This is a genomic window from Lederbergia sp. B243.17 (assembly GCF_057657925.1).
This window is the reverse complement of sequence record NZ_JBWBKF010000088.1, coordinates 37,314-61,557: the sequence shown is the minus strand read 5'-3', so window position 1 is coordinate 61,557 and position 24,244 is coordinate 37,314. Positions and strand designations below refer to the sequence as shown.

Here is a 24,244-nt window from a genome sequence, read left to right as displayed (position 1 = left end):
ATTAACCATTATATGGTCTATTATAATAATTATCGTTATCAGTGGAATTTAAAAAAGATGACCCCTATTCAATATAGGAATCATCTTCAAACTGCTTAATCTCTTTTTTTATTGTGTCCTTGACATAGGTACCACTTTATTGAGTGTTTTCCTTTTTTATTCCCGATTTACGACGTTTCTCTACCCGTCTTTTCTGCAATCTTCACTTGATACATACGTTGCAGCACTGATGTTAATTCACCATTTTTCCCGGGGAAGCGGTTGTTATCAAAAAGGAAAACGGGGACGATTTCCTGGACGGAGTTCGTAAAAAAGATCTCGTCCGCCTCCCTCAAAACCTTAACATTGTAAAAGCCTTCGCATACAGGAATGCCGGCTTCTCCAGCCAGCTTGATGACAAGCCCCCTTGTAATGCCGTCGAGAATACCGGTCTCGATGGCAGGTGTATACAAAGTTCCGTCGGTCACCCAAAACAGATTGGATGTGACACCTTCCGCCAAATACCCGTCTTTTGTTAAGAAGATCCCTTCTTTGGAAGGATCCGGGCCGATTTCTCTTTTGGCTGCCGCATTGTTAAAAAAATGATGGGATTTCAGCCTTTTTCCGGTCTCGGGTGTGTTTCTTGGGACACTGACGAGAACCGCTTCTTTTTCTGCAGCCGGGGTGGTAAGCGGCTTTTGGAACATGATGACTGTCGGGGATGAGTAGCTTGCTGTCTGCAGGCCAATTTCCCCTGTCCCAGCTGATACATTCAGGCGGATATACGAATCTTCCAGTCCGTTCTTTTGAGACAGCTCATCAACTATCCCTCTCAGTTCACCAGCCGAAAACCGCCTGTCGATCTCCATTTCTTCAAGCCCTTCATTCAGCCTTTCTACATGCTCCTCAAGCAAAAACGGCTGGCCGCCATATGTCCGGAATGTCTCGAAAACGCCGAGACCGTACAAATAGCCATGGTCAAACGGTGAGATAGCAGCTTTCTCCGCCTCGACATATGTTCCATTCATGTACAGATACATTTACACCACTTCCGTTTTCCTATAATAGTTCAAAAAGTTTCCCAAAAGCCATTTCCCATGCTCCGTCATGATCGACTCGGGATGGAATTGTACCCCTTCAACGGCGAGCTCCTTATGCCGGAGCCCCATCAGCATCCCTTCCTTTGTCCATGCGGTTGCTACCAAACAGTCGGGCAGGCTAGTTTCTTCAACGACGAGCGAGTGGTAGCGGGTCGCCTTGAAGCCCAGCGGCATTCCTGAAAAAATGGTCCGCTCATCATGCATAATTGGAGAGGTTTTGCCGTGAAATAGCTGCGGCGCACGCACCACATCTCCGCCAAATGCCTGAGCAATTGCCTGATGGCCTAGGCAAACACCAAAGATCGGGATGATTCCGGCAAAAGTACGGATTGCCTCCAGAGAAATGCCCGCTTCATCCGGTGTACACGGGCCCGGGGAAATGACGAGATAATCCGGACTGATCTTGCCGATCTCCTCTACGGTAATTTCATCATTTCGCCGGACGATAATTTCTTCGCCGAGCTCGCCGAAATACTGGACAAGGTTGTATGTAAAAGAATCGTAGTTATCAATCATCAATATCATCTTGCCGGTACCCCCTTCTCCGCCGCTTCCTTCGCTTTCCAAAGTGCTGCCGCTTTTCCGAGCGACTCCTTATACTCTGCAGCCGGATTCGAGTCAATTACAATGCCGGCCCCTGCCTGAACATGGCAAAGACCATCTTTTACAACCATCGTCCGGATGGCAATGTTCAGATTCACATCTTCATTGAAACCAATCCAGCCGAGAGAACCGGTATACACGCCGCGTTTGACAGGCTCCAGTTCCTCAATGATTTCCAATGTGCGGACTTTCGGAGCACCAGTGATCGTACCGCCGGGAAAAACAGCTCTTACCAATTCATAAGGACTTTTTTCTTTCTCAAGCTCCCCTGTAATATTGGAAACGATATGCATGACGTGAGAGTATTTTTCAATCGTCATCAATTCATCGACGTTGACAGACCCGAATCGGCATACTTTTCCGAGATCATTACGTTCGAGATCAACGAGCATGATATGTTCGGCGAGTTCCTTCTCATTCCCGATCAATTCTTCCGCATAACGGCGGTCTTCCGCCTCATCCGCCCCACGCGGTCTCGTGCCGGCAATCGGCCGGGTTTCAACTCGCGTTCCTGCCTTTTTCACAAGAAGCTCCGGCGACCCGGAAACGATTTGGAAATCCGGATCATGCAAATAGCCCATATACGGAGAAGGATTCAGGCTTCGCAATTCTTTGTACACATCGAATGCAGGAACAGAAAGCTGTTTCGATTGGCGCACGGACAAATTCACCTGAAATACGTCTCCCGCCGCGATGTATTCCTGCACCTTTTCCACCGCCTCAACAAAACCTGCCTCTGTAAAAGATACGCCTGCTGATCCGGCGTTTGCTGGAGGAGTAAGCTCTCGCCGGATCTCTTCTTCGATCGGCTGCATCCACTCAGCTTTCATCCGGGCCACCCGTTCCTTCCCATCCGGCGCAAGCGCCATCAGCCAAAGGCAATCTTCCTCATGATCAAAAATTGCCCATTCATCGAAAACGAGGAAATGCAAAATCGGCATCTTCAAATCATCGTCGGCTTCATTCGGGAGCCGCTCAATAAAATGTGCATAATCATAGCTGATATACCCAATCGCACCGCCTTGGAAGTCCGGAATCCCCAGAACCGGTTCGAAGCGGCGGCTTTGCATGAACTCGGCCAGCACTTCAAGCGGATCCTTCCGCTCCACGTTGATCCGTCTGCCTTGTTCAATAATCTCAGTCTGTTCCCATCGGGATGAGATGACCGCAAACGGCCGGATCCCAGCGACGCTGTACCTCCCCGTCCGTCCACTCTCTAAAAGAACGTGGCGCTCTTCTTCGCGGGTCAAATATTCAAACATCGCAAAAAAACGATCCCGATTAAATGGGATCTTCTCATAATCTGGCCCCTTCATTCTCTGACACTTCCATTCTCATTCTCCCCCTGGCAGCAAAGGCGAACGCCCTCTGTCCAGAATTCGTCTATGTATTTTGGCAACTCTTAATCCATCATACCAAGGCGGGGCTGGGAAAAAAAGAGGGGTGTGGTCGGATTTTAAGTCCTAAGAGAGAGAATACTTGTAGCGCCCGCGTTGGCTGACGGGTTTTTCTCTGGATGTTTGATGGATACTTGATGGCGGGTGATATTTTTGATTTGCCTTGGGACGGGCACTAAGGAAAGGAATGCCCGGTGACCGAAGAGCAGGGAAAATTGCTTCTCCAAGCCTGCACCTATTTGCTTCCTTCGGGTAAATAGAATGATCCTATGTGTGACCTTCGTGGAGCGATTTCCTTTTCTCGGGCACATAGAACGATCCTATGTGACCTTCGCGGTGCGATTTTTTTCTCACGGGCACATAGACCTCTTCTATGTGACTGTAAAGCTAAGAAGTTAACTAAACATACCTTATAGATCTGACTTGAAAACATTATTCAATCCCAAGTGCCCACCCCGCCTCCTTTCCTATATAAAAGAAAAAGCCGCCCGAGAAACCAATTCCTTCTGGTTATCCGGGCGACCTTTGCGTCTTATGCTTGTCGCAGCTGAGCAAGCCGCTTTCGCTTTTATTTATTTCCCAATAAATTCTTGTGTCCAGTAGTTGCCGCTTTCGTTGTAGCCTACGCCGATATGTGTGTAGCCGCTGTTTAGGATGTTGGCGCGGTGGCCTGGGCTGTCCATCCATGCTTTGACGACTTCGGCAGGTGTGCGTTGGCCTTTGGCGATGTTTTCACCAGCAGATTGATACGTAACGCCGAATTTTTTCATCATGTCAAATGGGGAGCCGTATGTTGGGCTGTTGTGGTCGAAATAGTTGTTTGCGGACATGTCGCGGGATTTTTCTTCAGCGACTTTGCTGAGTGTTGTGTCCACTTTCAAGGCTGGAAGGCCATTTTTCGCTCTTTCTTGGTTTGTCAGATCAACAACTTGCTGTTCGAAGTTTCCTAGTTGCGGTGTTGTTTCACTTGTGCTTGGTGTAGATGGTTTAGCTTGTTCTTGGCTAGGCTTTTGAACAGGTGTTGATGGTTTACTTGGTGTTACTGGCTTGCTTGGTGTTACTGGCTTGCTTGGTGTTACTGGCTTGCTTGGTGTTGTTGGATTTGGTTTTGTAACTGGTTTTGCTGGTGTTGTTGGTTTTGTGCTGTTATGGTTCGGTTGGCTTACTACCTGTTTGTTCATATATTGTTCTAGCATTTTTTCAATGTTTGTCCAATCCATGTTTGTCTGGCAATTTGTAGATTGGTAAACTACGAACTTATGCTTAACAGGTTGCTGAATTTCTGCTGCGCTTGCCTTTCCTGCAATTGGGGCTGCCAACAATGCGGCGGCGGCTGCTGTTGTAACGAGTAGTTTCTTCATTGATTTTTCCTCCCTCTGTTTTCTAAAGCTAGTTTAGCATACGATTTTTGTAATATTTGTGGGCATCCTTTCCAGACTGTAGAGTACTCGGCTGTTCACTCTGTTTTCAATTCAGCAATCTAGATATCCCATAGGATTTTATCGCTGGGTTTCATTGGTTCTTCTGAGTAAATAAGAAAAGTTGAAAAGGATTTTCCTGTAACTTGTTATTGACAGGACTGGAGAAACTCTCGAACTATGACTTTTGTAACACGTATATTACAATATTTACGTTTTTCCTCATACGAAAAGCGGACAAAAAAAAAGAGCCGCGGATCAACCGCGGCCCCTTCTTTGTCATTTTATGCCATTTAGAACTTCTTCTGCTTTTTTCACCTGAGGGTCATTCGCAACAAGGTGTTCACGGATTTTATTCATGAGCGCGATGGTCGTTTCGCCTTTCAGCGTTCCTGTCGCCTCTAAATTTTCATCCTTCTGGAATGATTCAATGGCAGTCTTTGTCTGTTCATCGAAATTGTTGTCGATCGTACCCGGATTGTATCCGAGCACTTGCAGCACTTCCTCGGCTGTGTTCACATCTTTGGAGATGCTGCCGACTTTGTATTCCTCTTCAGGATTGATATACGTTAGCTCGGCATACTTCGGCATCTGCACCTCATAATCCGGCTTGATCCCTTTTCCATGGATCCAGTTGCCATCCGGTGTCAGCCATTTGGCCATCGTATATTTAATGTTCGATTTGTCTTTGAAAATTTCCTGAGTCTGTACTGTGCCCTTGCCGAATGACTTGACGCCGACGAGCTTGATGCCAGCCGATTCACTCAATGCTCCAGCGACAATTTCCGATGCGCTCGCACTGCCTCCGTCGATTAGAACAACCATCGGCAGTTTGAATTTCTCGCTTTCATTTGCACGGTACTCCGTTTTACCGCCGCTCCGCTCTTCTACCTGGAACAGCAGCTTGTCTTTGTCTACAAAAAGATTCGAGATTTTTACTGCTTGTTCAAGCAGGCCGCCTGGATTTTGGCGCAGATCGAGGATCAGGGACTTCATCCCTTTTCCTTCCATCTCCTTCATCGCTTCTGCCAAGTCCTGATCGGTATGAGTTGAAAAGCTAGTAATCTGTATTTTAGCCACACCGTTGTCAAGCATGTCGGCATAGACCGTATTGATCGGAATTTCATCTCGCGTGATGGTCACCTTCAAAGGCTCTGATTGACCGGCCCTTTCAATTGTCAGTGTGACCTTCGTTCCTTTTTCGCCGCGGATAAGCATGACAGCCTCGTTTGCGCTCATTCCTTGGACGCTTTTTCCGTCCACTTCGGCAATTTTGTCATTCGGCAGGATGCCGGCTTTTTCAGCCGGGGAGCCTTTTATCGGAGAAACGACAATGATGCTGCCGTTCTGTTCCTGGACCTCCGCACCGATTCCCTGGAACGAGGATGAAATGCTTTCTTGGAATTTCTCGCTCTCTTCTTTCGTCATATAGTCGGAATATGGATCATCGAGGGCTTTCACCATCCCGTCGATTGCTCCGTTGAGAAGTTTATCCTTATCAACTTTTGTATAATAGTTTTTCTCCAACTCATCATAGGCCTTGTATAGCTTATCAAACCCGCGCTGATCCTGGATCACTCTCGCAACCGGCTTTTCCTCGCCGAAGGACAAGGCGAGCAGTGTCCCGCCTGCGGTTGCAAATATAAGGACGAAAATCAGCATGAAAAACGTAAATCTTTTCATCTGTATATATCTGGGCTGATCAGGCTGTGAAGGCTGCACATCCTTTTGATCTTCTTCCACGTTCATTTCACCACTTTCCTGAATAACGGGCAATCGCCCTCATCGAAATCTGAATGACTTTCATATACGTACTTATTCTAACAGTTTTCTTGCTAGAGGGAAAGAATCGTGGGGTGCAAAACATGCCGGATGACCTGCCGGCTTCGCTTTAATAGCATAAAAAACCCGCCCAATGGCGGGTTCCTTAACAGTCTTCAATCAAAATATACGTTGCCCTGATTGGACCATGGACGCCGACAATCAGTTTCATTTCGATGTCGGCAGAATTGCTCGGTCCTGTGATGAACGAGACGCAGGACGCCACTTCTTCTCCTTGTTCAATCGCTTCGTGGATACGTTGCGTCGCCTGGGTCATGCGCGGGACAAGCGTGCTTTTTGGAATGAGGGCGATAAAGGACTCCGGCATCAGGCTGATCGACCGTCCATTCCTCCTGTTGATGAAAAGGGTGACCGTTCCCGATTCGGCGAGCGTAATGTCACTGATCGAGATGCCGATATCGGCTCGTTCAGCAAACACCATGTTCTCTTTCCCCTTTGCGTCATCCCATAAATGAACCTCGCTTCCGCTCTCTTCAAGCTCAGTAAAAAGCGCGTCTAAGCCATAGGTTTGCAGCCGCTCGTCACTACCTGAGATGATCGAACTGCCGCTATATTCCTTGATGGTTTCTTTGATCGTTTTGTGTAGTTCTATTTTTGTCGTCCTTTTAAATGCGGTATGAATGACGTTGCAATGCTGTTCCAATACGGCTGCCAGTTCATCCTGAGAATATCCGCTCAGCACTTCATACTGCGGTTTCACACTCCAAGCCGGGCGGCTGACCCCTTCAGTCCGAAGCGGCCTTCCAAGGCTATTTGCCACCTTGCCCAAAAACGCATCTCTGTTCTGGATTGTCATTGGGTCTTATTCCCTCCTTCCCGTTCTTTGAACCAGGCACGGAAGCTCTGTTTAGCAGGAGCGGGGAAGTCTCTTGTGCCGGTCCATCCTTTTAGTGGACCGGGGCCGTTTTGGACGGTCTCATCTCTTGTCCACGGCTTCAGGGCGGTTCGCGCCATTTTCGTGCTCATTTTATAGGCAGCCGGGCTCGAAGCCCAGGTCGCAAAGCCTTTCATTGCCAGCTTTTCACCCTTCTTGCCGAAGTTTTCTTTTTCGACGATGTGCTGTCTGTGAAGGATCAGCTGCTCATGAAGCGGAATCTTAACCGGGCATACCTCCGTACATGCGCCGCATAGTGACGAAGCGTACGGCAATTCCTTATGATCCTCATACCCGTCGAGAAGCGGCGTCAGTACGGCGCCGATCGGGCCGGGATAGATTGATCCGTATGCGTGGCCGCCGATATGCCGGTAGACCGGGCAGACGTTGATACAAGCGGCGCAGCGGATGCATTTCAAAGCGTCCTGAAATTCGGTACCGAGAATTTTTGATCTGCCGTTATCGACGATGACGAGGTGGAATTCCTCGGGACCGTCGCTTTCCCCTTCCCGTCTTGGTCCTGTCTGGCCGGTCACATAGCTGGTCAGTTTCTGGCCGACTGCCGCTCTTGTCAACAGACTGACGAGAACGTCGAGTTCTTCCCATGTCGGAACGATTCTTTCCATCCCCATGACTGTAATTTGTGTATCGGGAACCGTTGTCACCATCCGTGCGTTACCTTCATTTGTAACAAATGTAATCGTACCCGACTCCGCTACCGCAAAATTGCAGCCGGTAATGCCGATGTCACATGCGAGAAAGTCTTTCCGCAGCTGTTCCCGGGCGAACAAGGCCAGCTCTTCCGGTGCAGAGGATTTCGTATAGCCCCGCTTTTTCGCGAATGTTTCGCGGATTTGCTCTTTGTTTTTGTGGAGGGCCGGTGTGACAATATGAGACGGGGGATCTTCATCGAGTTGAAGGATCCATTCCCCGAGGTCCGATTCGACAACTTCCGCTCCTGCTTCCTCCAACGCTTTGTTCAGGCCGATTTCCTCTGTCACCATTGATTTTGATTTGACAACCTTCTTGGCATTTTTCTTCTTCACGATGTCCTGGATATACTGGTTTGCCTCTTCCGCCGTTTCGGCAAAGAAAACATGCCCCCCTTGTCTTTCCACATTGTCGCTTAGTTGCTGCAGGTAAAAATCAAGATTCTCAAGCGTATGCGTCCGGATTTCCGATCCGAGTGTGCGCCACTCCTCCCAATTTCCGAGTTCATCTGCCTGGCGCTGCCTGCCGTCCCGGAACCTTCCTTGGGCGGAAGCGACCGCCTGGCGCATAAAGTCGTTTTCTACTCCTTTTTGAATCCGTTTTTCATACGCATCCTTACCTATTGTTATGCTCATCTTCCGATCCTCCGTTCTTGCACGTTTATTGCTGCATTCCGCTGCAATTCAATATCTCTGTAATATGAACCGTTTTGACGGTCTTGCCTTCGCGCTTCATCCTTCCGCCGATATTCATTAAGCAAGCCATATCGCCGCCAACAAGGTATTCGGCTCCGGTTTCAGTCACATGCCTTGATTTTTCCGACGCCATTTCAGTCGAAATCACCGGGTTTTTCACCGAAAAGGTACCGCCAAAACCGCAGCAATCTTCCTTGATGGGCAGCTCGACGAGTTCGACTCCCGGCACATTTCTGAGAAGAGTGAGCGGTGCATCTTTCACTCCGAGAATTCTCGTCATATGACAGGAAGGATGGTAAGTGACCTTGCCTTTGAATTGGGATCCTACCTCAACGACACCGAGGACGTCGACGATGAATTGCGTCACTTCATACGTCTTGGCCGCCAGTTCTTTGGCCACGCTTTCCCATTCCGGATCTCCCTTGAACACTTTCGGGTATTCACGGATCATACCGACACAGGAGCCGGATGGGCCGACAACATATTCAGAATCCTTAAAGGCACGCATCATTTGCTTCATCGCCTCTTTAGAATCTTTCAAATACCCGCTGTTGTATGCTGGCTGTCCGCAGCACGTCTGGCCGGCAGGAAAATCCACCTCACAGCCGAGCTTTTCCAAAAGCTCGACTGTATCCTTGCCGACACCCGGAGCCATGATGTCGCACATGCATGTTATAAACAATGAAACTTTCATTTTCCTTCACCTCTATTGTATAAATCAGGTCATCATATGACTGGGGCAAAAAACAGAGATGCCAAGGCTTGCTTCAGCATCTTTTCAATCAATATAAGCAGAAAGGACACGGTCTACTTCTGCAAGATGAACGGCCATCGCCTTTTCGGCTTCGGCGGCATCCCGTTTCTTCACCGCTTCATAAATCATCCGGTGTTCTTCGAGCAAGGAGGACATCTGCTTCTCGGAATAAAGAATCAGCCTTCGCGTCTCCCGCATCGATTCGAGTGTAATATCGGCAACACTCGACATCAGGTTGATCAATAACTGATTACCGGATCCATGGGCGATGGCCATATGGAAATCTAAATCGGCCTTTTCGCCAACTTCATCCCGGCCCTTCGCCTCCTCCATATCATGCAGCGCTTTTTCCATTGCAAGCAGATCTTCCTTTCCGTAATGAACCGCGGCGAGGCCGACTGTTCCGACTTCAAGGATTTTCCGAACTTCCGCCAGCTCGCGGATATCCTCCTGCTTCATGGTCAAAGCAATCGAAGGAGGAAGAGAAAAAGAGGAAGCATTGAACTCTGTGATGAATGTCCCTTCGCCCTGCCTCATCTCTACCAGGCCCATCACTCTCAGCCCGCTAAGCGCTTCCCGGACAGCGGAACGGCTGACTCCGAATTTTTTCGCAAGCTGCTCGACTGATTCCATCCGGTCCCCTGGACGCAGGTCCCCTGTTCGGATCGAATGGACGATCATGTCGGCCACCTGTTCATAAATTTTTTTTGATTTAATCAGTTTCGTGTCCACTTCCGCTACCTCCAATGAATCCAATATCTATAGTGTACTCCTTTTTCGCTGAAAGAGAAAAGATATTTCCTGCATCAGATGAATTTCATCAGAATGAAACCGCCAAGACCGGCAAGCAGGCCATAAAGGATAGCTGGTCCAAGCGTTTTGCGGATGATGTCGCCTTCCTTTCCTGCGAGCCCGACAACGGCAGAGGCGGCAACAACATTGTGCACGCAGATCATATTTCCCGCGGCTGCCCCGATCACCTGCAGTGCGAGAACAATATTCGCATGCATCCCTGTCTCATTCGCAATGCTGTATTGGATCGGGGAAAACGTCAGCGTCGACACGGTAGCGCTTCCTGTAATGAACGCCCCAAGCTCACCGAGGAATGGCGCGGCGAACACCCACATCGAACCGAAAGCGTCGGCTAAAGCGCTCGCAATGTACTGCGGCATGCCGAGAATGTCATTGGTGTTCAAGTTCGAATGGGTAAAGACCTGTACAAGCGCAAGCGTTGAAAGCAGCGTGAGTGCCGCATCTTTTATGGACAGAACCGATTTTTTAGCCGCAGTTGAAAATGCCGAGAAGGAATTCCGCTGGATGAAAATAGCGGTGATGGCGGCAAATGTGAGAATCATGCCCGGCGAGTATAGGAGCTCCCACTTGGATGTAATGCCTTCAATACCGAGAATGTTGCTCCATGTTAAATTTATCGCTTGTAACGTGAATTGCTTAACCGGTCCCACAATTCTCGTCAGAAGCAAAAGCCCGACGACAAGGAGATATGGAGACCAGGCTGTGACCAGGCCCATCTTTGATTTTTCAGTATCGACTTTGAAACCTTCCTGCAGGGCATCGGACCACTCCTCCTTCGGCAGGAGGAAACGGACTTTCGCCGTAAAGGCCGCGATGATCAAGCCGGTAAGCGACGCAAGAATGGACACAAATTCCGGACCGAAAAGCCATGCGTACAACAGCGCTGAACCTGTATAAGAAAGGCCGATCAGCAGCGACCATGGCAAGATCGGCAGCGCATGCTTCAGCCCTTTTTTCTCTTTTCCGAAGAAAACAGTCAATAGGCATACTGTAATGAACGGGATGAAGGTGCCTGCGAACAGATCGATTGATGTAATATGTACGGCGATTGTCTTGAAAAAAGACAGGTCAGCTCCTGGAATATTGCTCAATCCGACATTGACCGGCGTCCCCACTGCGCCAAACGGGACGGATGCGCTATCCGCGACAAGGGCCAGGACAGCGGCAGCCAACGGGTTGAATCCGAGAGCAACCAAAAGTGGTCCAGTAACTGCGGCAGGAGTACCGAAACCCGCAGCGCCTTCAATCAACGCCCCGAATAGAAAAGCGACGATGACAGCCTGGACACGCATATCGCCGGAAAGGCTCCGGAAACCTTGATTGATTCGGGCGACCGCACCTGTATTTTCAAGCGTATTGAGCAAAACGATCGCTCCAAACAAAATAAATAAAATGGTCAGCGCTTTATGGAATCCTTCGAGAATCGAAGCTGTTGCTGATATTCCGTCCATTCCCCAGACGAAATAGGCAAGGCCGATGACGATAATGGCACTGTAAAACATGCCGGTCTTTGCGGGCATCCGCAAAATAACAAGAAAAATGAATGGAGCAATGATTGCACTGAGTGCAGCGAGCAACATATTGAGTTCCCCCTTGATGTGAAGTAAAACGGTTTCAAAAGCACATGTTGTTTTTAATCAGGTCATCTGATGACCTGTTCTCTATTAATCTAGTCAACATTTACCAACTTGTCAAATACTTTTTAAATCATTTCTAAGTTTCCTATCTTGAAAACAGTCATTATTGCGAAAGCGCACTACTCAGATGAGACTTGAGATTTGTCAGTTTCCTATGGTTATTTAAACAATTCTACAGAAAATGGTTCTGATTTATTCTAATTTATTCCCTCGCCAATTATTATTGAGGATGGGAGGTGCAATGAGGATGGACATATTGCGATTTAACTATTCAACTCTGCTCAAAAGAAGCAAGTCAAGAAGTTATCAACGACAGGTAATGACACTGACGAAAGTTCTTATGACATTTTTAAAAAGAAATGGGTTAATAAGATTGGAGCCTTTTAAAGAGGATGGGACTTTAAAAGATGATTTAACAATCCGCAAATCAGATTTAACGGACATTGGTAATGAGTTATTTACAATTTATTATCCGAAATGGTCGAATTATATAGACCGTGGGGGAACGATAGAAAATACTAGAATATTAGAAAATGGTTTAAAGGCTCTGCAATCGCGAAAAAGCTAAAATCTGATTTTTATTCATCTTTCTGTGTCCTGATGGAATAGCATGTGCCTCCCTGCATCTCCAGTTTTGTGCTGTCCTGAGTCACAAGCAGCCTGGGAAAGCGGAAGGGATTGAAAACAACAGGATCAGCCATTATTTTTACATAACAAAAGAAAAAGGGGAACAGAAAATCAGCTTTCACTGAATTTCTGTTCCCCTCCTCTTCATACTTTCTTCACATGCTGGAAAAATTCCTCAAGTGTCCAGTCGTTCTCATAAATGACGCTGGCGGCCTTCTCGCCGACATAGCGGAAATGCCAAGGCTCGAACTGGTAGCCGGTCACGGCCTCTTTCCCTTTCGGATAGCGGAGGATAAAGCCGTATTTATGGGCATTCTCCTTCAGCCACTTTCCTTCCGCGGTCGCTTCGAATTCCTCCGTCAGCAAATAGTTGGCACTCTCTGCGGTAATGTCCATCGTCAGCCCAGTCTGGTGCTCACTGCTTCCCGGAATGGCGACTGCCTGGGCCGCCTGTTCTTCGCCGACCCGATTCACTTCAGCCTGAAAAACAGCTTCCTGGCGAGCATAAGATCTGTATCCCGAAGCCGCGAACAAATAGATGCCTTCCGCTTCTGCTCCCTGGAACATCTTTTCAAGTGCATGGCCCGCCTCTTCCCTCATATAACTCTTCTCGATGTCTTCGTCACCGAACGGAAAACGGACGGCGGGACGGATCAGGTCAGCTGGTGCGTATGTCCCCGGCAGCGAGTACGTTTTATTGACGAGCGCCATCATGTTCTCAGGATTAAGGATCACCTTTTCTCCGTTCGTTTCTTGGATTTCATTGAAATAGACAGCCTCAAGCTCGAGACCAGTCTCTTCACTCTCTGTATTTTCTTCTGGCGGCTTCACCGCTTGCCCGCTATTCTCTTCAGGCTGCGGTGTCTCCACCTCCGGCTCCGCTGTTTCTTCAGGAGCAGGTTTTATTTTATTCAAAAGGTTTTGCGGCTGGCATGCCGTAAGCAATACGGCTGCCAGCAAAATTCCGATCATTTTTTTCATGTTAATCCCCGATTTCTGTTAAAGCTTCATTTATGCAGGCTGGATGGCCGCTTCTAGTGCGACTTCAATCATTTCATTGAACGTCGTCTGCCGCTCTTCTGAAGTCGTTTCTTCCCCTGTCAGGATATGGTCGCTCACAGTCAGGATCGACAAAGCGCGGCGTCCGAATTTCGCAGCGAGTGTGTACAGCGCGGACGTCTCCATTTCAATTGCAAGGATGCCGTATTTTGCCCATTTTTCATGGTCGGCGTTGTCATTATAGAACATGTCCGCGGTAAATACATTGCCCGCTTTCAAATGCAATCCCTTTTCCATGCCTGCATCGTATGCATTTTTCAAAAGATCGAATGACGCACAAGGGGCGTAGTCGATACCGCCGAACGTCAGCTTGTTCATTTGTGAGTCGGTCGAAGCCGTCATCGCCAAAATGACGTCACGCACCTTTACGTCTTTCTGGATCGCTCCGCATGTGCCGACACGTATCAAGTTTTTCACATTATAGCTTTGTATGAGTTCATTTACGTAAATAGAGATGGATGGGACGCCCATTCCTGTTCCTTGGACGGAAATCCGCTTCCCTTTATATTCGCCGGTGAACCCGAGCATATTTCTCACTTCGTTGTAGCAGGTGACATTTTCAAGAAAAGTTTCGGCAATATATTTCGCCCGCAGCGGATCTCCCGGCAGCAATACCGTTTCCGCAATCTCGTTTTGTCCCGCACCGATATGTACGCTCATTTGTTATTCCTCCTGTATTTCATCTATCCCGGGCAGAAAAAACAGCCCGATCCTCTCACCATCTTAACAGAATCACGCTTAGAAGTCTCATTGAAAAAAGTCAAAACCAGCCAGCCGGGCAGCAAAAAGCGCAGGCAAGGTCACTTTCGACCTGAACCTGCGCAGGGGTTTAATCGTCTATCTCTTCCTCATCTATCATGCATTTTGACAGCAGATAATCGAAGACAATATCCGCCAATTCGTCCGTCTCTTCTTCAGCGGGCACATAGCCGCGGCTGACGAGCTCCCGGAAGAAAAAATCAGCGATCTCTTCCGTATCGATATACACCTCAATTTCCTTCATCCCATCAGCCCCTTTTTTCATTGTTCCGATTCGATATATAAGTCCCATGCCTCATCAAACAAGGCGAGAGATGGCAAATACTGCCCATTCAGCTCCAAGTAGGCCGACAGTTCATGATAATCCTCCGACTCTTTCGGAAAACTGAGGTCGTCGTAGGCATCATTTGCGAACTGTGTGAGCGGATCCTTAGCGGCAGGTTGTCTGAATTTCATTAAAAAACGGTAGAATGATTTTTGCATGAACATCGCCTCTTTGCCAAACGGTATTGATACCAATATATCGAATTGGACTGCTTCCGTAAATATATTCACTCAAAATCAAAATAATTCCGCTTCAATATTCGCGGAAGCGACATGAAGTCTCGATAGCTGATTTCCTTTTCGAGCTGGCGGCGGTCGATCAGGAATAGCTGGTCTTCGATTTCCTTCGTCATTTTATCGTCCTGGTATTCAATCCCGCAAGCGGGACAATGGATGGTCGGTGTATCAGTGATCTCGATTGACTTCGTCCCCTCGGGCAGCTCCCAGAATACGGGCCGGCTGACAAGCTCCGCGCCCTGTTCGCCGCACCAATCGCAGGCGCGGATCATGACGGCGCCTCTTTTTGCTGTTCTTCCATCTTTTTCAGCTGCGACTTGTATTTCTTTTCTTTTAGTTGGTCGCGCTTCTCACGGAAGTCTTTCAAGCTTGAGTGCGCCGGATCGGCTTGGAACGTCTCCCGCCGATTCATCCTTTCCAGTTCTTTCGGTATGATTGACTGACGGCTTTCGTTGAGGAGTCCGGTGATGCCGGTCCGGGTGTTGTACGTTTCCATTTCAGGATAGACCTTTTTAAAATACCTTTCCGCTCTCCCGGGAACGTATTGTTCCGGCTCCGGATAAGCGGCGATCACCCCTTCAAAATTGCGCAGGACGGTCTTATCCGGGCTTTGGGAAATGATATTGTTCGGCTGGACGGCAATCTTCCCCCCGCCGCCAGGAGCATCGACGACGAAAGTCGGAATTGCGTATCCGGAAGTATGACCGCGCAAGCCCTCGATGATTTCGAGCCCTTTTGAAACAGGTGCCCGGAAATGGCCGATTCCCTCGGATAGATCACACTGGTATATATAGTAGGGACGGACGCGTATTTTCACGAGGTCATGCATCAGTTTTTTCATGATCGGCAAGCTGTCGTTGATGCCTGCGAGAATGACAGATTGATTGCCGACGGGAACACCGGCGTCCGCAAGCATTTCACAAGCCTTCTTCGCTTCCTCGGTGATTTCGATTGAGGTGTTGAAATGAGTGTTCAGCCAGATGGGATGATATTTCCGGAGCGTCTCGCACAGTTTTTCTGTAATTCTTTGCGGAAACACGACCGGTGCCCTCGTTCCGATCCGGATGATCTCGACATGAGGAATCTCCCTCAGGTTTTTCAGGATGTATTCGAGCACTTGGTCGTTGATGAGCAGCCCATCCCCGCCCGACAATAGCACGTCCCGCACCTCCGGAGTCCGGCGGATGTAATCAATAGCCGCATCCATCTGTTTTTTTGGCACGCCCATACCGATCTGTCCGGAGAACCTTCTCCGCGTACAATAACGGCAATACATCGAGCACTGGTTCGTCACGAGGAACAGCACACGGTCCGGATAGCGGTGCGTCAGCCCGGGCACAGGGGAATCCTCGTCCTCATGAAGGGGATCTTCCTGGTCAAAGCGTGTTTTATTCAATTCTTGTATAAGAGGAACGGACTGCATACGGATCGGGCATTCCGGATCATCAGGATCCATCAGCCATGCATAGTAAGGCGTAATATTGAGCGGGATTGTTTTCGTGGCGATTTTCACTCCCTCTTCCTCTTCAGGAGTGAGGTTGATCACTTTGCGCAAGTCCTCCAATGTCTTCACCGTGTTCGTCAGCTGCCACAACCAGTCATTCCATTTCTCCTCGGGGACATCTTTCCACAGTTCAATATCCTTCCAATGTCGTTTGGGAGCATACAGATCAAACTTCATCGTCATCCCTCCGATTGAAGGCAAAATGTTGAGGATAATAAAGCAGCGGCCGCCTTCCCTACTACTATATGTCGGCTTGGGGGAAAATGTCCTGCCCGCATCCGCTCAAGTCTTTCACCCAGACATTCATGTTCTCAAGCTCATGGTCAAAATAGCAATTGTTGACGAGCCTCCCTCTGTACCTGTAGCCAAGTCGATAAAAAGCCGCATTCATGCCGAAAGAGGATGCGCGTGAAAGCGAATAGGCCATAAAGATTCCTTCTGCCCTCAGCTTCTCTTCAAGCTTCCGCAAAATGATCTGGACGTGTCCTTCCTTGCGGTGCTCAGGATGTGTCGCACAGTCGGTCATTTCCGCATTCCGGTTTTTGCGGCAAATTTCCGCTGAAGCTGCGCTGATTACGTTGCCATCTTCTTCAGCGAAAAGGAAAATCGTCCCCCTTCCGATCGATTCCCGGATATAAGCCGGGTCTGCAATCGGAACCGGATAGCTTTGGAAGATTCCGGTATAAAACCGGGCCAATTTTTCACTGTCTCCGTCAGCTGCCTCATTGATTTCCCGGCTTGGTACGGGTTCCTTAGCGGCCGGCCGCAGCCGGATTGCCTGCAGGATATTTTCTTCTTTCTCCCAGTTTTTTGTTTCTCTCCGGGCCTGCTTCAAATATTTCGCCAAAATCACCGCATCACTGCCATGGAAGTAACGGTCGAGCCAGCCCTCGATGCTGTAGCCTGCCTCGATAAACGGCAATATGTCCTCGCGCTTGCTTTTGACAATCAGTTTCTCGGCACCGATTTCAACTGCCCGGTCCTGTAAAAAGCGGGAGACTTCATCGATATTGCCTGTATAGTCGTCGAGCCGGACTCTGCGGTTTGCCGTGTCTTCGCAGTAGTCGATGAAAAAGCGAGAATCGGTCCTTTCTGTCAAAGCGCATCACCCTTTCGTCTCAACGCCACACCAGAGAACGATCGTCAAGGCAAGCACTTCCGCTGCCTTTAACATGGATTCCAGTACAATGAACTCATTCGCCTGGTGGGCAGCTGCAGTATCGCCCGGTCCGAAGACGAGAACCGGGGTATCGCCCCATTCAGCGAGAATGCCGCCGTCCGTCCCCCAGGGAGAGGCTTCGACAACGGGCAATACGCCGAATACCCGTTCAAATGCGAATGACGCAGTCTCAATTAGCGGATGTTTCGTATCTGTATCGGCCGGCTGCCATCTTCCGCCGAACCATTCGACTTCCGGCTGGTTCTTTCGCAGCCATGGATCCTTTTCCGCACAAGCTTGTATTGCTATCTCCAGTTCCTTTTCCGCTTGCGCCGTCGACTCACCAGGCGCGACGCCCATCCTTCCTTCGATCACGACGGCATCGGCGACAGAGGACGGCCATGTTCCGCCGGCAATTTTTCCGATGTTGATCGGAATTGGGATCGGCGTCTGTTTGTACAGCGGGTCGGTGATCCGGGCATTCCGTTCTTTCTCCAACTCTTCAAGCGCCCGTACGACGAGGAAGGCCTTCTCGATCGCACTTACCCCTTCATACCGCGTTCCTCCATGGGCCGCTTTCCCTTTGATTTTTACCCGGAACCACATCGACCCTTGCTGCTTCGGGAAAAATTTCAGATTCGTCGGCTCGGTGATAATCGCCCCGTCCGCCCGGTAGCCGCGGAGGACCGCGGACAGTGTTCCCGCACCTCCGCTTTCTTCTTCAATCACGCTTTGGAACACAACATCGCCCTTGAGACGGATCCCGTTTTTTTGCAGCGCTTCGATCGCAAGGAGGAAAGCAACAGCGCCACCTTTCATGTCGGTTGTTCCTCTGCCGGTCATTTTTCCATCCTTGACGGCTCCGCTGAACGGGTCCGCCTCCCAATCGGCCAAATCGCCTTCAGGCACGACATCAACATGGCTGTTCAAAATAATCGATCGACCACCCCCAGCCCCTTTCCAGATGGCCGCTGCATTCGGATGGCCGCTGAAATCTTCCCGGTCCGAATGGAAAAAAGGATGCGACCGCATCGAATCCCCGTTTATTTCCCATATGTCCAGTTCAAGGCCGAGCTCCCGACATTTTTCGATGATAACCGCCTGAGCCGGGCTCTCGTTCCCTCTCACACTGTTTTCCTGGACGAGCCGCTGCAGCAGCCGAACGCCGTCATCCTGATGATCCGCCAGCCATTTCTGCACACCTTTTTGGATTGTTTTCATGTATCGCCCTCCCCTGGTATCCGCACCTTCTCTGAAACCGTGAATGGAGCTTCCGTCATGGCAGCAAGCTGATCGATGCCTATCTGCGAAAATAGTTCTTCAAGCACGAGCTGCCCGTCCCTGATCGTGAAGACCCCTTGATCCGTGATGACCATCGATACGCAGTTTTTGGCAGTGAGCGGAAGCCCGCATTCCTTTCTCAGCTTGCTACGGCCGTATTTATCGGTATGCTTCATCATGACGATGACACGCTTCGAGTGTTCCGCCAGCTCCACTGCACCCCCGATACCGGGCACCCGCTTGCCGGGAACAATCCAATTGGCCAAGTCGCCAGATGCACTCACTTCAAGCGCACCGAGAATCGACAGGTCAATGAATCCCCGCCTGATCATGCCGAATGCGATGGCGGAATCGAAATACGAGCCTCCCGTTGCCAACGTGACAGGGAGTCCGCCGGCATTGCATAGATTCCCATCCTCCTCCCCGGCCGAGGGACTTTGACCGATGCCGAGAATGCCGTTTTCCGCCTGGAACATCACCTTTCTGCCGGCTGGGAGACAGTCCGGTACAAGGGATGGTAGACCGATGCCTAAATTGACAATCATTCCGTCTTGTATTTCCGCAGCCGCCCGCTCGGCCATCGCTCTCATTACCGCTCCCATGCCCATTTCCAGTTCACCCCTTTTGACTCGACAATCCTGTCGACGAAAATGCCCGGCGTCACAATTTCTTCGGGATCGAGACACCCGAAAGGCACAATTTCCTCCGCTTCGACAACCGTGAAATCGGCCGCCATAGCGACAAGCGGGTTCGTATTCCTTGCACTCTTGTCATAGATCAGATTGCCGAATTCATCTGCCTTTTTCGCATAGACGATGCCGATATCGGCTGTGAGCGCCGGCTCAAACAGCAAGGTGTTCCCTTCGATCACAAACCGTTTTTTCTCCCGGCTCAAGTGTGAATTATCGATGCCGATATCTGTGGCAATCCCGGCCAGGCCGACGCCGCCTGCCCGAATCCTTTCGGCCAAGATCCCCTGCGGTGAAAATTCAACCTCAATCCCACCTCTTCCGAGCAGGTCGCCGCATACAGGATTGGAACCGATATGAGAGGCGATCAGCCGCTTCGCCCGCCCTGCGACAATTACTTTGCCGATACCGATTTCAGGGAAGCCGGCATCATTGCCGATCAGCGTCAGATCTTGGGCATTTGAAGCGAGGAGGGCATCAATCAGGCCAGGAGGGGTGCCGACGCCGCCAAAGCCGCCAAACAGCACCGACATGCCAGTCTTGAAATAACTCTTGGCTTCATCAATCGCCATTCGCTTGTTCACGCCGCTGTTCATTGCCTCCCCCCTCCTTTTCCTTCATCTTTTGTTCGAAAGCTCGAATTGACCTTTCAAAAAGAAGGACGAGCTGCTTCAAATCCTCTTCTTTGCAATTCAGCGGAGGGGCGATGAGGACAGCGGCTCCGGACCGTCCATCCGGTCCTGCAGCGGCCGGGTATAGCAGCAATCCCTCATGCTTCGCCAGGCTGACAAGTGTCTCGGTCGCCTGCCGTGCTGTAGGAAAAGGTCTCTTCGTCTTTTTGTCTGCGACAAGCTCTACTCCAATCAGCAACCCTTTTCCTCTGATGTCTCCGATCAAGGGCGACCGTTTTTTTATGTTTTCAAGTTCCTGCATAAGCCTATTGCCGTTTTCCTCCGCTGCTACAAACAGACTGTCTTGTTCAAGAACATCCAGCACGGCAAGCGCGACTGAGGCCGAGAGCGGGTTTGCGGAAAACGTATGTCCGCTCATGATCGCCCCCGAACCAGTTGCGATCGGCTCGATCACGTCCCTTTTGGCAAGCACTGCCGCTATCGGCGTGTAGCCGGCTCCCAGCCCCTTACCGAGGAGGACAATGTCGGGCGAAGCATCCCAATGCGACATGGCGAGCATCGGCCCTGTCCTTCCGCATCCGGTCATCACCTCATCCGCGATGAAAAGCACATCATGGCGCCGGCAGATTTCTTCGATTTTTTCATAGTAGCCTGCCGGCGGTGTAATCGCCCCGCCAGCAGCACCGATGATCGGTTCAGCGATAAAGGCGGCAATTTTTTCCGCGCCGATCCGGGCGATCGTTGTTTCCAGCTGGGATGCGCAAAACAGCCCGCACTCCGGGTACTCCTTTCCGAACGGGCAACGGTAGCAATAAGGAGGCTCAATCAGCGGCGTCCCGGAAAGCTCGTGGGCGAAAATTTCCCGTCTCGCCGGATGTCCGGAAAGGGAAAGGGCACCCATTGTAATGCCGTGATAGCTCATCCATCTGGAAAGAATGAGCCGCTTTTCCGGCTTCCCTTTCTCCTGCCAGTGCTGAATCGCCATTTTCGCTCCGGTTTCTGCCGCCTCTGATCCGCTATTTACCAAAAAGGTTGATTCATACTTTTTTCCTGTCAATTTGAATAATTGTTCCGCTAGCTTTTCCGCCGGCTCATTGGAAAACTGGGACCGGTATGTGAAGGCAAGCCTCTCCGCCTGGCTCCCGGCCGTTTCCGCAATCTTCTTCTGGCCATGGCCTAAATTGGCCGATGCCGCGCCGGAACAGCCATCAAGATACCGCTTCCCATCCTCGTCAAAAAGATAGGCACCTTCCCCTTTCACCGCCCGCTTATACGGCTCGTTCAACAGAGGCTTTATCAGAAAGGACCGTCGCAAATGAAAACACCTCCCGTACTAAAAGATATGCGTACGGGAGGCAATCATTCGGTTTTATGAAGCACCAGGGAAGGGATCGTAAACGCCCTTTTCAATTTAGATTTACAAAATTTGTTTAGCTACGAAATCCAGAAGGCGGTCCAATGAATGAATTTCGGCGTCAGGCGTAATTTCAGTGTGATTCAAGGTCATATGAGGATTGAACCAAATGCCTTTCATCTTTGCATTTTGTGAACCGCCAATATCATTTTCGATATGATCGCCAACGAATACCGCAGCTTCCGGCAGTACAGCGAGCCTCTGTAATGCGAGTTCAAATATCCTTTTGTCGGGTTTGCGATAGCCCGCTTCTTCCGAAATGACGACGACATCCACTAGGCGATCTAAATTTGTTTGCCTGATTTTTGCTTTTTGTCTAAGTGTAGAGCCGTTGGTGATGATGGCAACTTTTGCTTGCCGCTTGATCGCTTCGACAATTTTCAGCGTGTTCGGATCGATCGAAAAACATTTTGGAAAATGGCTGTTCCAAAAATCCTGCATATCAGTGCGCGACAGTTGATTGATTGGAGGGAAATCCGCGAAAAACGGTTCCAAAACAGCCGTCTTATCTCCGTTTCCATAACTAGCGTGATCATATTCCTTAAATGACTGTCTCATTTCTTTCTTCATAGAAGGCTCTACATTCGAATAACACGTTTCTAACAGGACGGAGAACAGTTTATCTATTGCTCTCTCTCGATCAATCAAGGTATCATCCAGATCAAATAGCACCGCTTCATATCTTTTCAATCGCTTCACAGCCTTTCCGACCTTGATTATAACGGCGCTGGCGGATGAATCTGTTCATCAAAATTCAGGTCCAGCAATTGGCCGGCATGAACCAAACCGGAACCAAAGCCATACAACAGAACCCGGTCGCCATTTTTCACTTTCCCCTCACGAATGCCAAGGTCGAGTGCCAATGGAATCGTGGCGGCAGATGTATTTCCGAAATTCACCAGACTATAAAGCGTTTTTTCCATCGGAATTCCTAGTCTTTCAGAAACCGGTTCAATCAGCCTTAGGTTGGCGCTATGCGGGATGAACCAATCCACCGCCTCTACACCAGTCTGCGCTTTCTCGAGCAGCTGTTTCACACTTTCCGGGACATTCCTGACAACCCAGCGGAAAACTTCCCTTCCGTTTTGAACGAGGCACTCCGTATCGACGAGCTCGACACCATTCACCTTTCTAGAAAGTCCGGGACGATATACATGCTGTGCTCCGCTGCCGTCACTCCCCAAATGATATTCGAGGAAGCTTTTCGCCCCTTCGTCCCTCTCCACCAGTACGGCACCTGCACCATCGCCAAATAAAATACAGGTGTTTCTGTCTGTATAATCGGTAATTTTCGAAAGAGTGTCAGCTCCGAGAACAAGCACCTTTTTATGGAGTCCAGAGGCAATGAAAGTGTGAGCTGTATGCAAGGCATAAACAAATCCGGCACAGGCCGCACTCAGATCCATCGCCCCTGTGTGAGCAATTTGCAAACGGTTTTGCAGGATACTGGCAACAGACGGAAAAGGAAAATCCGGTGTACTCGTAGCGACAATGATCATGTCGACATCGTCAACTTGCTTATCATACCGGTGCATCAAGTCTTTGATGGCAGCCTCGCATAGGTCTGTCGTATATTCATCCCGCCAGCTGATTCTTCTTTCATGAATACCTGTTCTTTGCCGAATCCAGTCGTCCGTTGTTTCCACCATTTGCTCTAAATCGAAATTTGTCAGTCTCTTCTCAGGCACATATGTACCGATGGCGGTTATTCTCGCACCAATCATGAAGTCCACCCCACTTAATATTTATTATCTGATATTAGTACCTAGTGCTAATTATAACCGTTGATTCAACCTCAAATCAAGATAATTCGCCAGTCCACTTTTTTTGAGGCAGTAAAAATAGAAAAAGCTGCCGGGAAACCAGTTCTCACTGATTTCCCGGCAGCCCTGATGTGTTATGGGCAAACCCAGCATGCACCGATGATAATCAACAAAATGAACAACACGACAATTAGCGCGAAATTGTTTCGTACTCCGCAGCCATATCCTCCACCGACAAAACCTCCGCCATAACCGTGGACCGGATAGCATGGATCGTAACAGCCATATCCTCCATACATAGATTCTCACTCCCATTTCTTTATCTTTCGATCTCATTGTATGTATATGAGCCCTTGCCGGTATGTGCGAATGCCCATATCGAATTATTTTGCAATCAGGATGAAAATACAGAAAAAAATGCCTGCAAGGATTGAATCCCAGCAGGCATATCGGCATGATTATTTCATTGTAACTTCCATCACCGGCGATTCGCCAGCAGTAACAGGGCCGTTCGGCTGCTTGCTGATCGATTCAACGTCATCTGAATTTGTGATGATCAGCGGTGTGATGGTGCTTTTCGCTTTTTCGTTCACAAGGTTCATGTCAAAGGAGACAAGACGGTCGCCTTTTTTCACTTTGGATCCTTCAGTAACATGGGCGGTAAAACCTTCCCCGTTCATGCCAACAGTCTCAAGACCGATATGGATCAGGATTTCCGCTCCGTTGACAGCCTTGATGCCTACCGCATGCTTCGTCGGGAAGACTTGGATGATTTCCCCGTCGACCGGAGAAACGATTTCCCCGTTATCCGGAAGAACAGCCACTCCGTCGCCCATCATTTTTTCAGCGAAAACCGGGTCGGGAACCTCTTCGAGCCCTTTCAAATTCCCCGCAGCAGGTGCGTACAATGTAATGGTCTTGCTTACTTTCTCTTGTTTACCGAATAATTTTTTGAACATAATCTCAGCGCCTC

At 49.5% G+C, this 24,244-nt stretch carries 27 protein-coding genes; 2 read left to right on the top strand and 25 right to left on the bottom strand.

Annotated elements, in window-relative coordinates; all coding sequences use genetic code 11:
• A partial coding sequence (locus AC0TWI_RS18610) for an IS3 family transposase (protein ID WP_488124311.1) occupies positions 1 to 99 on the top strand: 99 nt, incomplete at its 5' end.
• 68 nt (positions 100 to 167) lie between these two features.
• Here the strand turns inward: AC0TWI_RS18610 and pabC are convergent.
• From pabC to AC0TWI_RS18560, 10 genes are all read right to left on the bottom strand, one after another.
• A complete protein-coding gene (pabC, locus tag AC0TWI_RS18605; protein WP_488127834.1) occupies positions 168 to 1,019 on the bottom strand; it encodes an aminodeoxychorismate lyase in 852 nt (283 codons plus the stop codon).
• Positions 1,020 to 1,604, bottom strand: a complete 585-nt coding sequence (gene pabA / locus AC0TWI_RS18600; protein WP_488127833.1) for an aminodeoxychorismate/anthranilate synthase component II — start codon at positions 1,602 to 1,604, stop codon at positions 1,020 to 1,022. It lies immediately after the preceding gene.
• Positions 1,601 to 2,998 (bottom strand): anthranilate synthase component I family protein, encoded by a 1,398-nt coding sequence (locus tag AC0TWI_RS18595; RefSeq protein WP_488127832.1) that lies wholly within the window; start codon positions 2,996 to 2,998, stop codon positions 1,601 to 1,603. Before AC0TWI_RS18595 ends, pabA begins: the two co-directional genes overlap by 4 nt.
• A gap of 653 nt (positions 2,999 to 3,651) precedes the next feature.
• Entirely contained in the window at positions 3,652 to 4,440 is a 789-nt protein-coding gene (locus tag AC0TWI_RS18590) for a CAP domain-containing protein (RefSeq protein WP_488127831.1), read from the bottom strand.
• Between the two features lie 336 nt (positions 4,441 to 4,776).
• Positions 4,777 to 6,246 (bottom strand): lmo1851 family serine protease, encoded by a 1,470-nt coding sequence (locus AC0TWI_RS18585; protein ID WP_488127830.1) that lies wholly within the window; start codon positions 6,244 to 6,246, stop codon positions 4,777 to 4,779.
• Between the two features lie 178 nt (positions 6,247 to 6,424).
• Positions 6,425 to 7,135 (bottom strand): LutC/YkgG family protein, encoded by a 711-nt coding sequence (locus AC0TWI_RS18580; RefSeq protein ID WP_488127829.1) that lies wholly within the window; start codon positions 7,133 to 7,135, stop codon positions 6,425 to 6,427.
• A complete protein-coding gene (locus tag AC0TWI_RS18575) occupies positions 7,132 to 8,559 on the bottom strand; it encodes a LutB/LldF family L-lactate oxidation iron-sulfur protein (RefSeq protein WP_488127828.1) in 1,428 nt (475 codons plus the stop codon). Before AC0TWI_RS18575 ends, AC0TWI_RS18580 begins: the two co-directional genes overlap by 4 nt.
• Before the next feature lie 25 nt (positions 8,560 to 8,584).
• Entirely contained in the window at positions 8,585 to 9,313 is a 729-nt protein-coding gene (locus AC0TWI_RS18570; protein ID WP_488127827.1) for a (Fe-S)-binding protein, read from the bottom strand.
• A gap of 84 nt (positions 9,314 to 9,397) precedes the next feature.
• A complete protein-coding gene (locus AC0TWI_RS18565; protein WP_488127826.1) occupies positions 9,398 to 10,105 on the bottom strand; it encodes a FadR/GntR family transcriptional regulator in 708 nt (235 codons plus the stop codon).
• 74 nt (positions 10,106 to 10,179) lie between these two features.
• Positions 10,180 to 11,766, bottom strand: a complete 1,587-nt coding sequence (locus tag AC0TWI_RS18560; RefSeq protein WP_488127825.1) for an L-lactate permease — start codon at positions 11,764 to 11,766, stop codon at positions 10,180 to 10,182.
• A gap of 304 nt (positions 11,767 to 12,070) precedes the next feature.
• Between AC0TWI_RS18560 and AC0TWI_RS18555 the strand changes: the two genes are divergently transcribed.
• Complete coding sequence (locus AC0TWI_RS18555; RefSeq protein ID WP_488127824.1) at positions 12,071 to 12,391, top strand: hypothetical protein; 321 nt, start codon at positions 12,071 to 12,073, stop codon at positions 12,389 to 12,391.
• A gap of 203 nt (positions 12,392 to 12,594) precedes the next feature.
• On the opposite strand, the gene AC0TWI_RS18550 is transcribed toward AC0TWI_RS18555, so the two are convergent.
• From AC0TWI_RS18550 to AC0TWI_RS18480, 15 genes are all read right to left on the bottom strand, one after another.
• A complete protein-coding gene (locus tag AC0TWI_RS18550; RefSeq protein ID WP_488127823.1) occupies positions 12,595 to 13,431 on the bottom strand; it encodes a M15 family metallopeptidase in 837 nt (278 codons plus the stop codon).
• Between the two features lie 30 nt (positions 13,432 to 13,461).
• Entirely contained in the window at positions 13,462 to 14,169 is a 708-nt protein-coding gene (deoD, locus tag AC0TWI_RS18545) for a purine-nucleoside phosphorylase (protein ID WP_488127822.1), read from the bottom strand.
• 169 nt (positions 14,170 to 14,338) lie between these two features.
• The gene (locus tag AC0TWI_RS18540) at positions 14,339 to 14,512 is read right to left on the bottom strand and encodes a YozD family protein (protein WP_488127821.1); all 174 of its coding nucleotides are present in this window, start codon (positions 14,510 to 14,512) and stop codon (positions 14,339 to 14,341) included.
• 17 nt (positions 14,513 to 14,529) lie between these two features.
• Complete coding sequence (locus tag AC0TWI_RS18535) at positions 14,530 to 14,751, bottom strand: YozE family protein (protein ID WP_488127820.1); 222 nt, start codon at positions 14,749 to 14,751, stop codon at positions 14,530 to 14,532.
• A 68-nt stretch (positions 14,752 to 14,819) separates the two neighbouring features.
• Complete coding sequence (locus AC0TWI_RS18530; RefSeq protein WP_488127838.1) at positions 14,820 to 15,098, bottom strand: YokU family protein; 279 nt, start codon at positions 15,096 to 15,098, stop codon at positions 14,820 to 14,822.
• The gene (gene kamA / locus AC0TWI_RS18525) at positions 15,098 to 16,510 is read right to left on the bottom strand and encodes a lysine 2,3-aminomutase (RefSeq protein WP_488127819.1); all 1,413 of its coding nucleotides are present in this window, start codon (positions 16,508 to 16,510) and stop codon (positions 15,098 to 15,100) included. The genes AC0TWI_RS18530 and kamA overlap by 1 nt, the downstream gene beginning before the upstream one ends.
• A 64-nt stretch (positions 16,511 to 16,574) precedes the next feature.
• On the bottom strand, positions 16,575 to 17,432 hold the full coding sequence (ablB, locus tag AC0TWI_RS18520; RefSeq protein ID WP_488127818.1) for a putative beta-lysine N-acetyltransferase: 858 nt from the start codon (positions 17,430 to 17,432) through the stop codon (positions 16,575 to 16,577).
• A 6-nt stretch (positions 17,433 to 17,438) separates the two neighbouring features.
• Positions 17,439 to 18,713, bottom strand: a complete 1,275-nt coding sequence (locus tag AC0TWI_RS18515) for a peptidase (protein ID WP_488127817.1) — start codon at positions 18,711 to 18,713, stop codon at positions 17,439 to 17,441.
• Positions 18,710 to 19,381, bottom strand: a complete 672-nt coding sequence (locus AC0TWI_RS18510; protein WP_488127816.1) for a 3-oxoacid CoA-transferase subunit B — start codon at positions 19,379 to 19,381, stop codon at positions 18,710 to 18,712. The genes AC0TWI_RS18515 and AC0TWI_RS18510 overlap by 4 nt, the downstream gene beginning before the upstream one ends.
• Entirely contained in the window at positions 19,363 to 20,058 is a 696-nt protein-coding gene (locus AC0TWI_RS18505) for a CoA transferase subunit A (RefSeq protein WP_488127815.1), read from the bottom strand. The genes AC0TWI_RS18510 and AC0TWI_RS18505 overlap by 19 nt, the downstream gene beginning before the upstream one ends.
• Positions 20,024 to 21,409, bottom strand: coding sequence for an aspartate aminotransferase family protein (locus AC0TWI_RS18500; protein WP_488127814.1), 1,386 nt, complete (start codon positions 21,407 to 21,409; stop codon positions 20,024 to 20,026). Before AC0TWI_RS18500 ends, AC0TWI_RS18505 begins: the two co-directional genes overlap by 35 nt.
• Positions 21,410 to 21,511: 102 nt before the next feature.
• Positions 21,512 to 22,198, bottom strand: a complete 687-nt coding sequence (locus AC0TWI_RS18495; RefSeq protein ID WP_488127813.1) for an HAD family hydrolase — start codon at positions 22,196 to 22,198, stop codon at positions 21,512 to 21,514.
• Positions 22,199 to 22,224: 26 nt separating this feature from the next.
• Complete coding sequence (locus AC0TWI_RS18490; protein ID WP_488127812.1) at positions 22,225 to 23,232, bottom strand: beta-ketoacyl-ACP synthase 3; 1,008 nt, start codon at positions 23,230 to 23,232, stop codon at positions 22,225 to 22,227.
• A gap of 173 nt (positions 23,233 to 23,405) precedes the next feature.
• Entirely contained in the window at positions 23,406 to 23,570 is a 165-nt protein-coding gene (locus tag AC0TWI_RS18485) for a YjcZ family sporulation protein (protein WP_488127811.1), read from the bottom strand.
• 159 nt (positions 23,571 to 23,729) lie between these two features.
• The gene (locus AC0TWI_RS18480) at positions 23,730 to 24,230 is read right to left on the bottom strand and encodes a PTS sugar transporter subunit IIA (RefSeq protein WP_488127810.1); all 501 of its coding nucleotides are present in this window, start codon (positions 24,228 to 24,230) and stop codon (positions 23,730 to 23,732) included.
• Positions 24,231 to 24,244 lie beyond the last annotated feature (14 nt).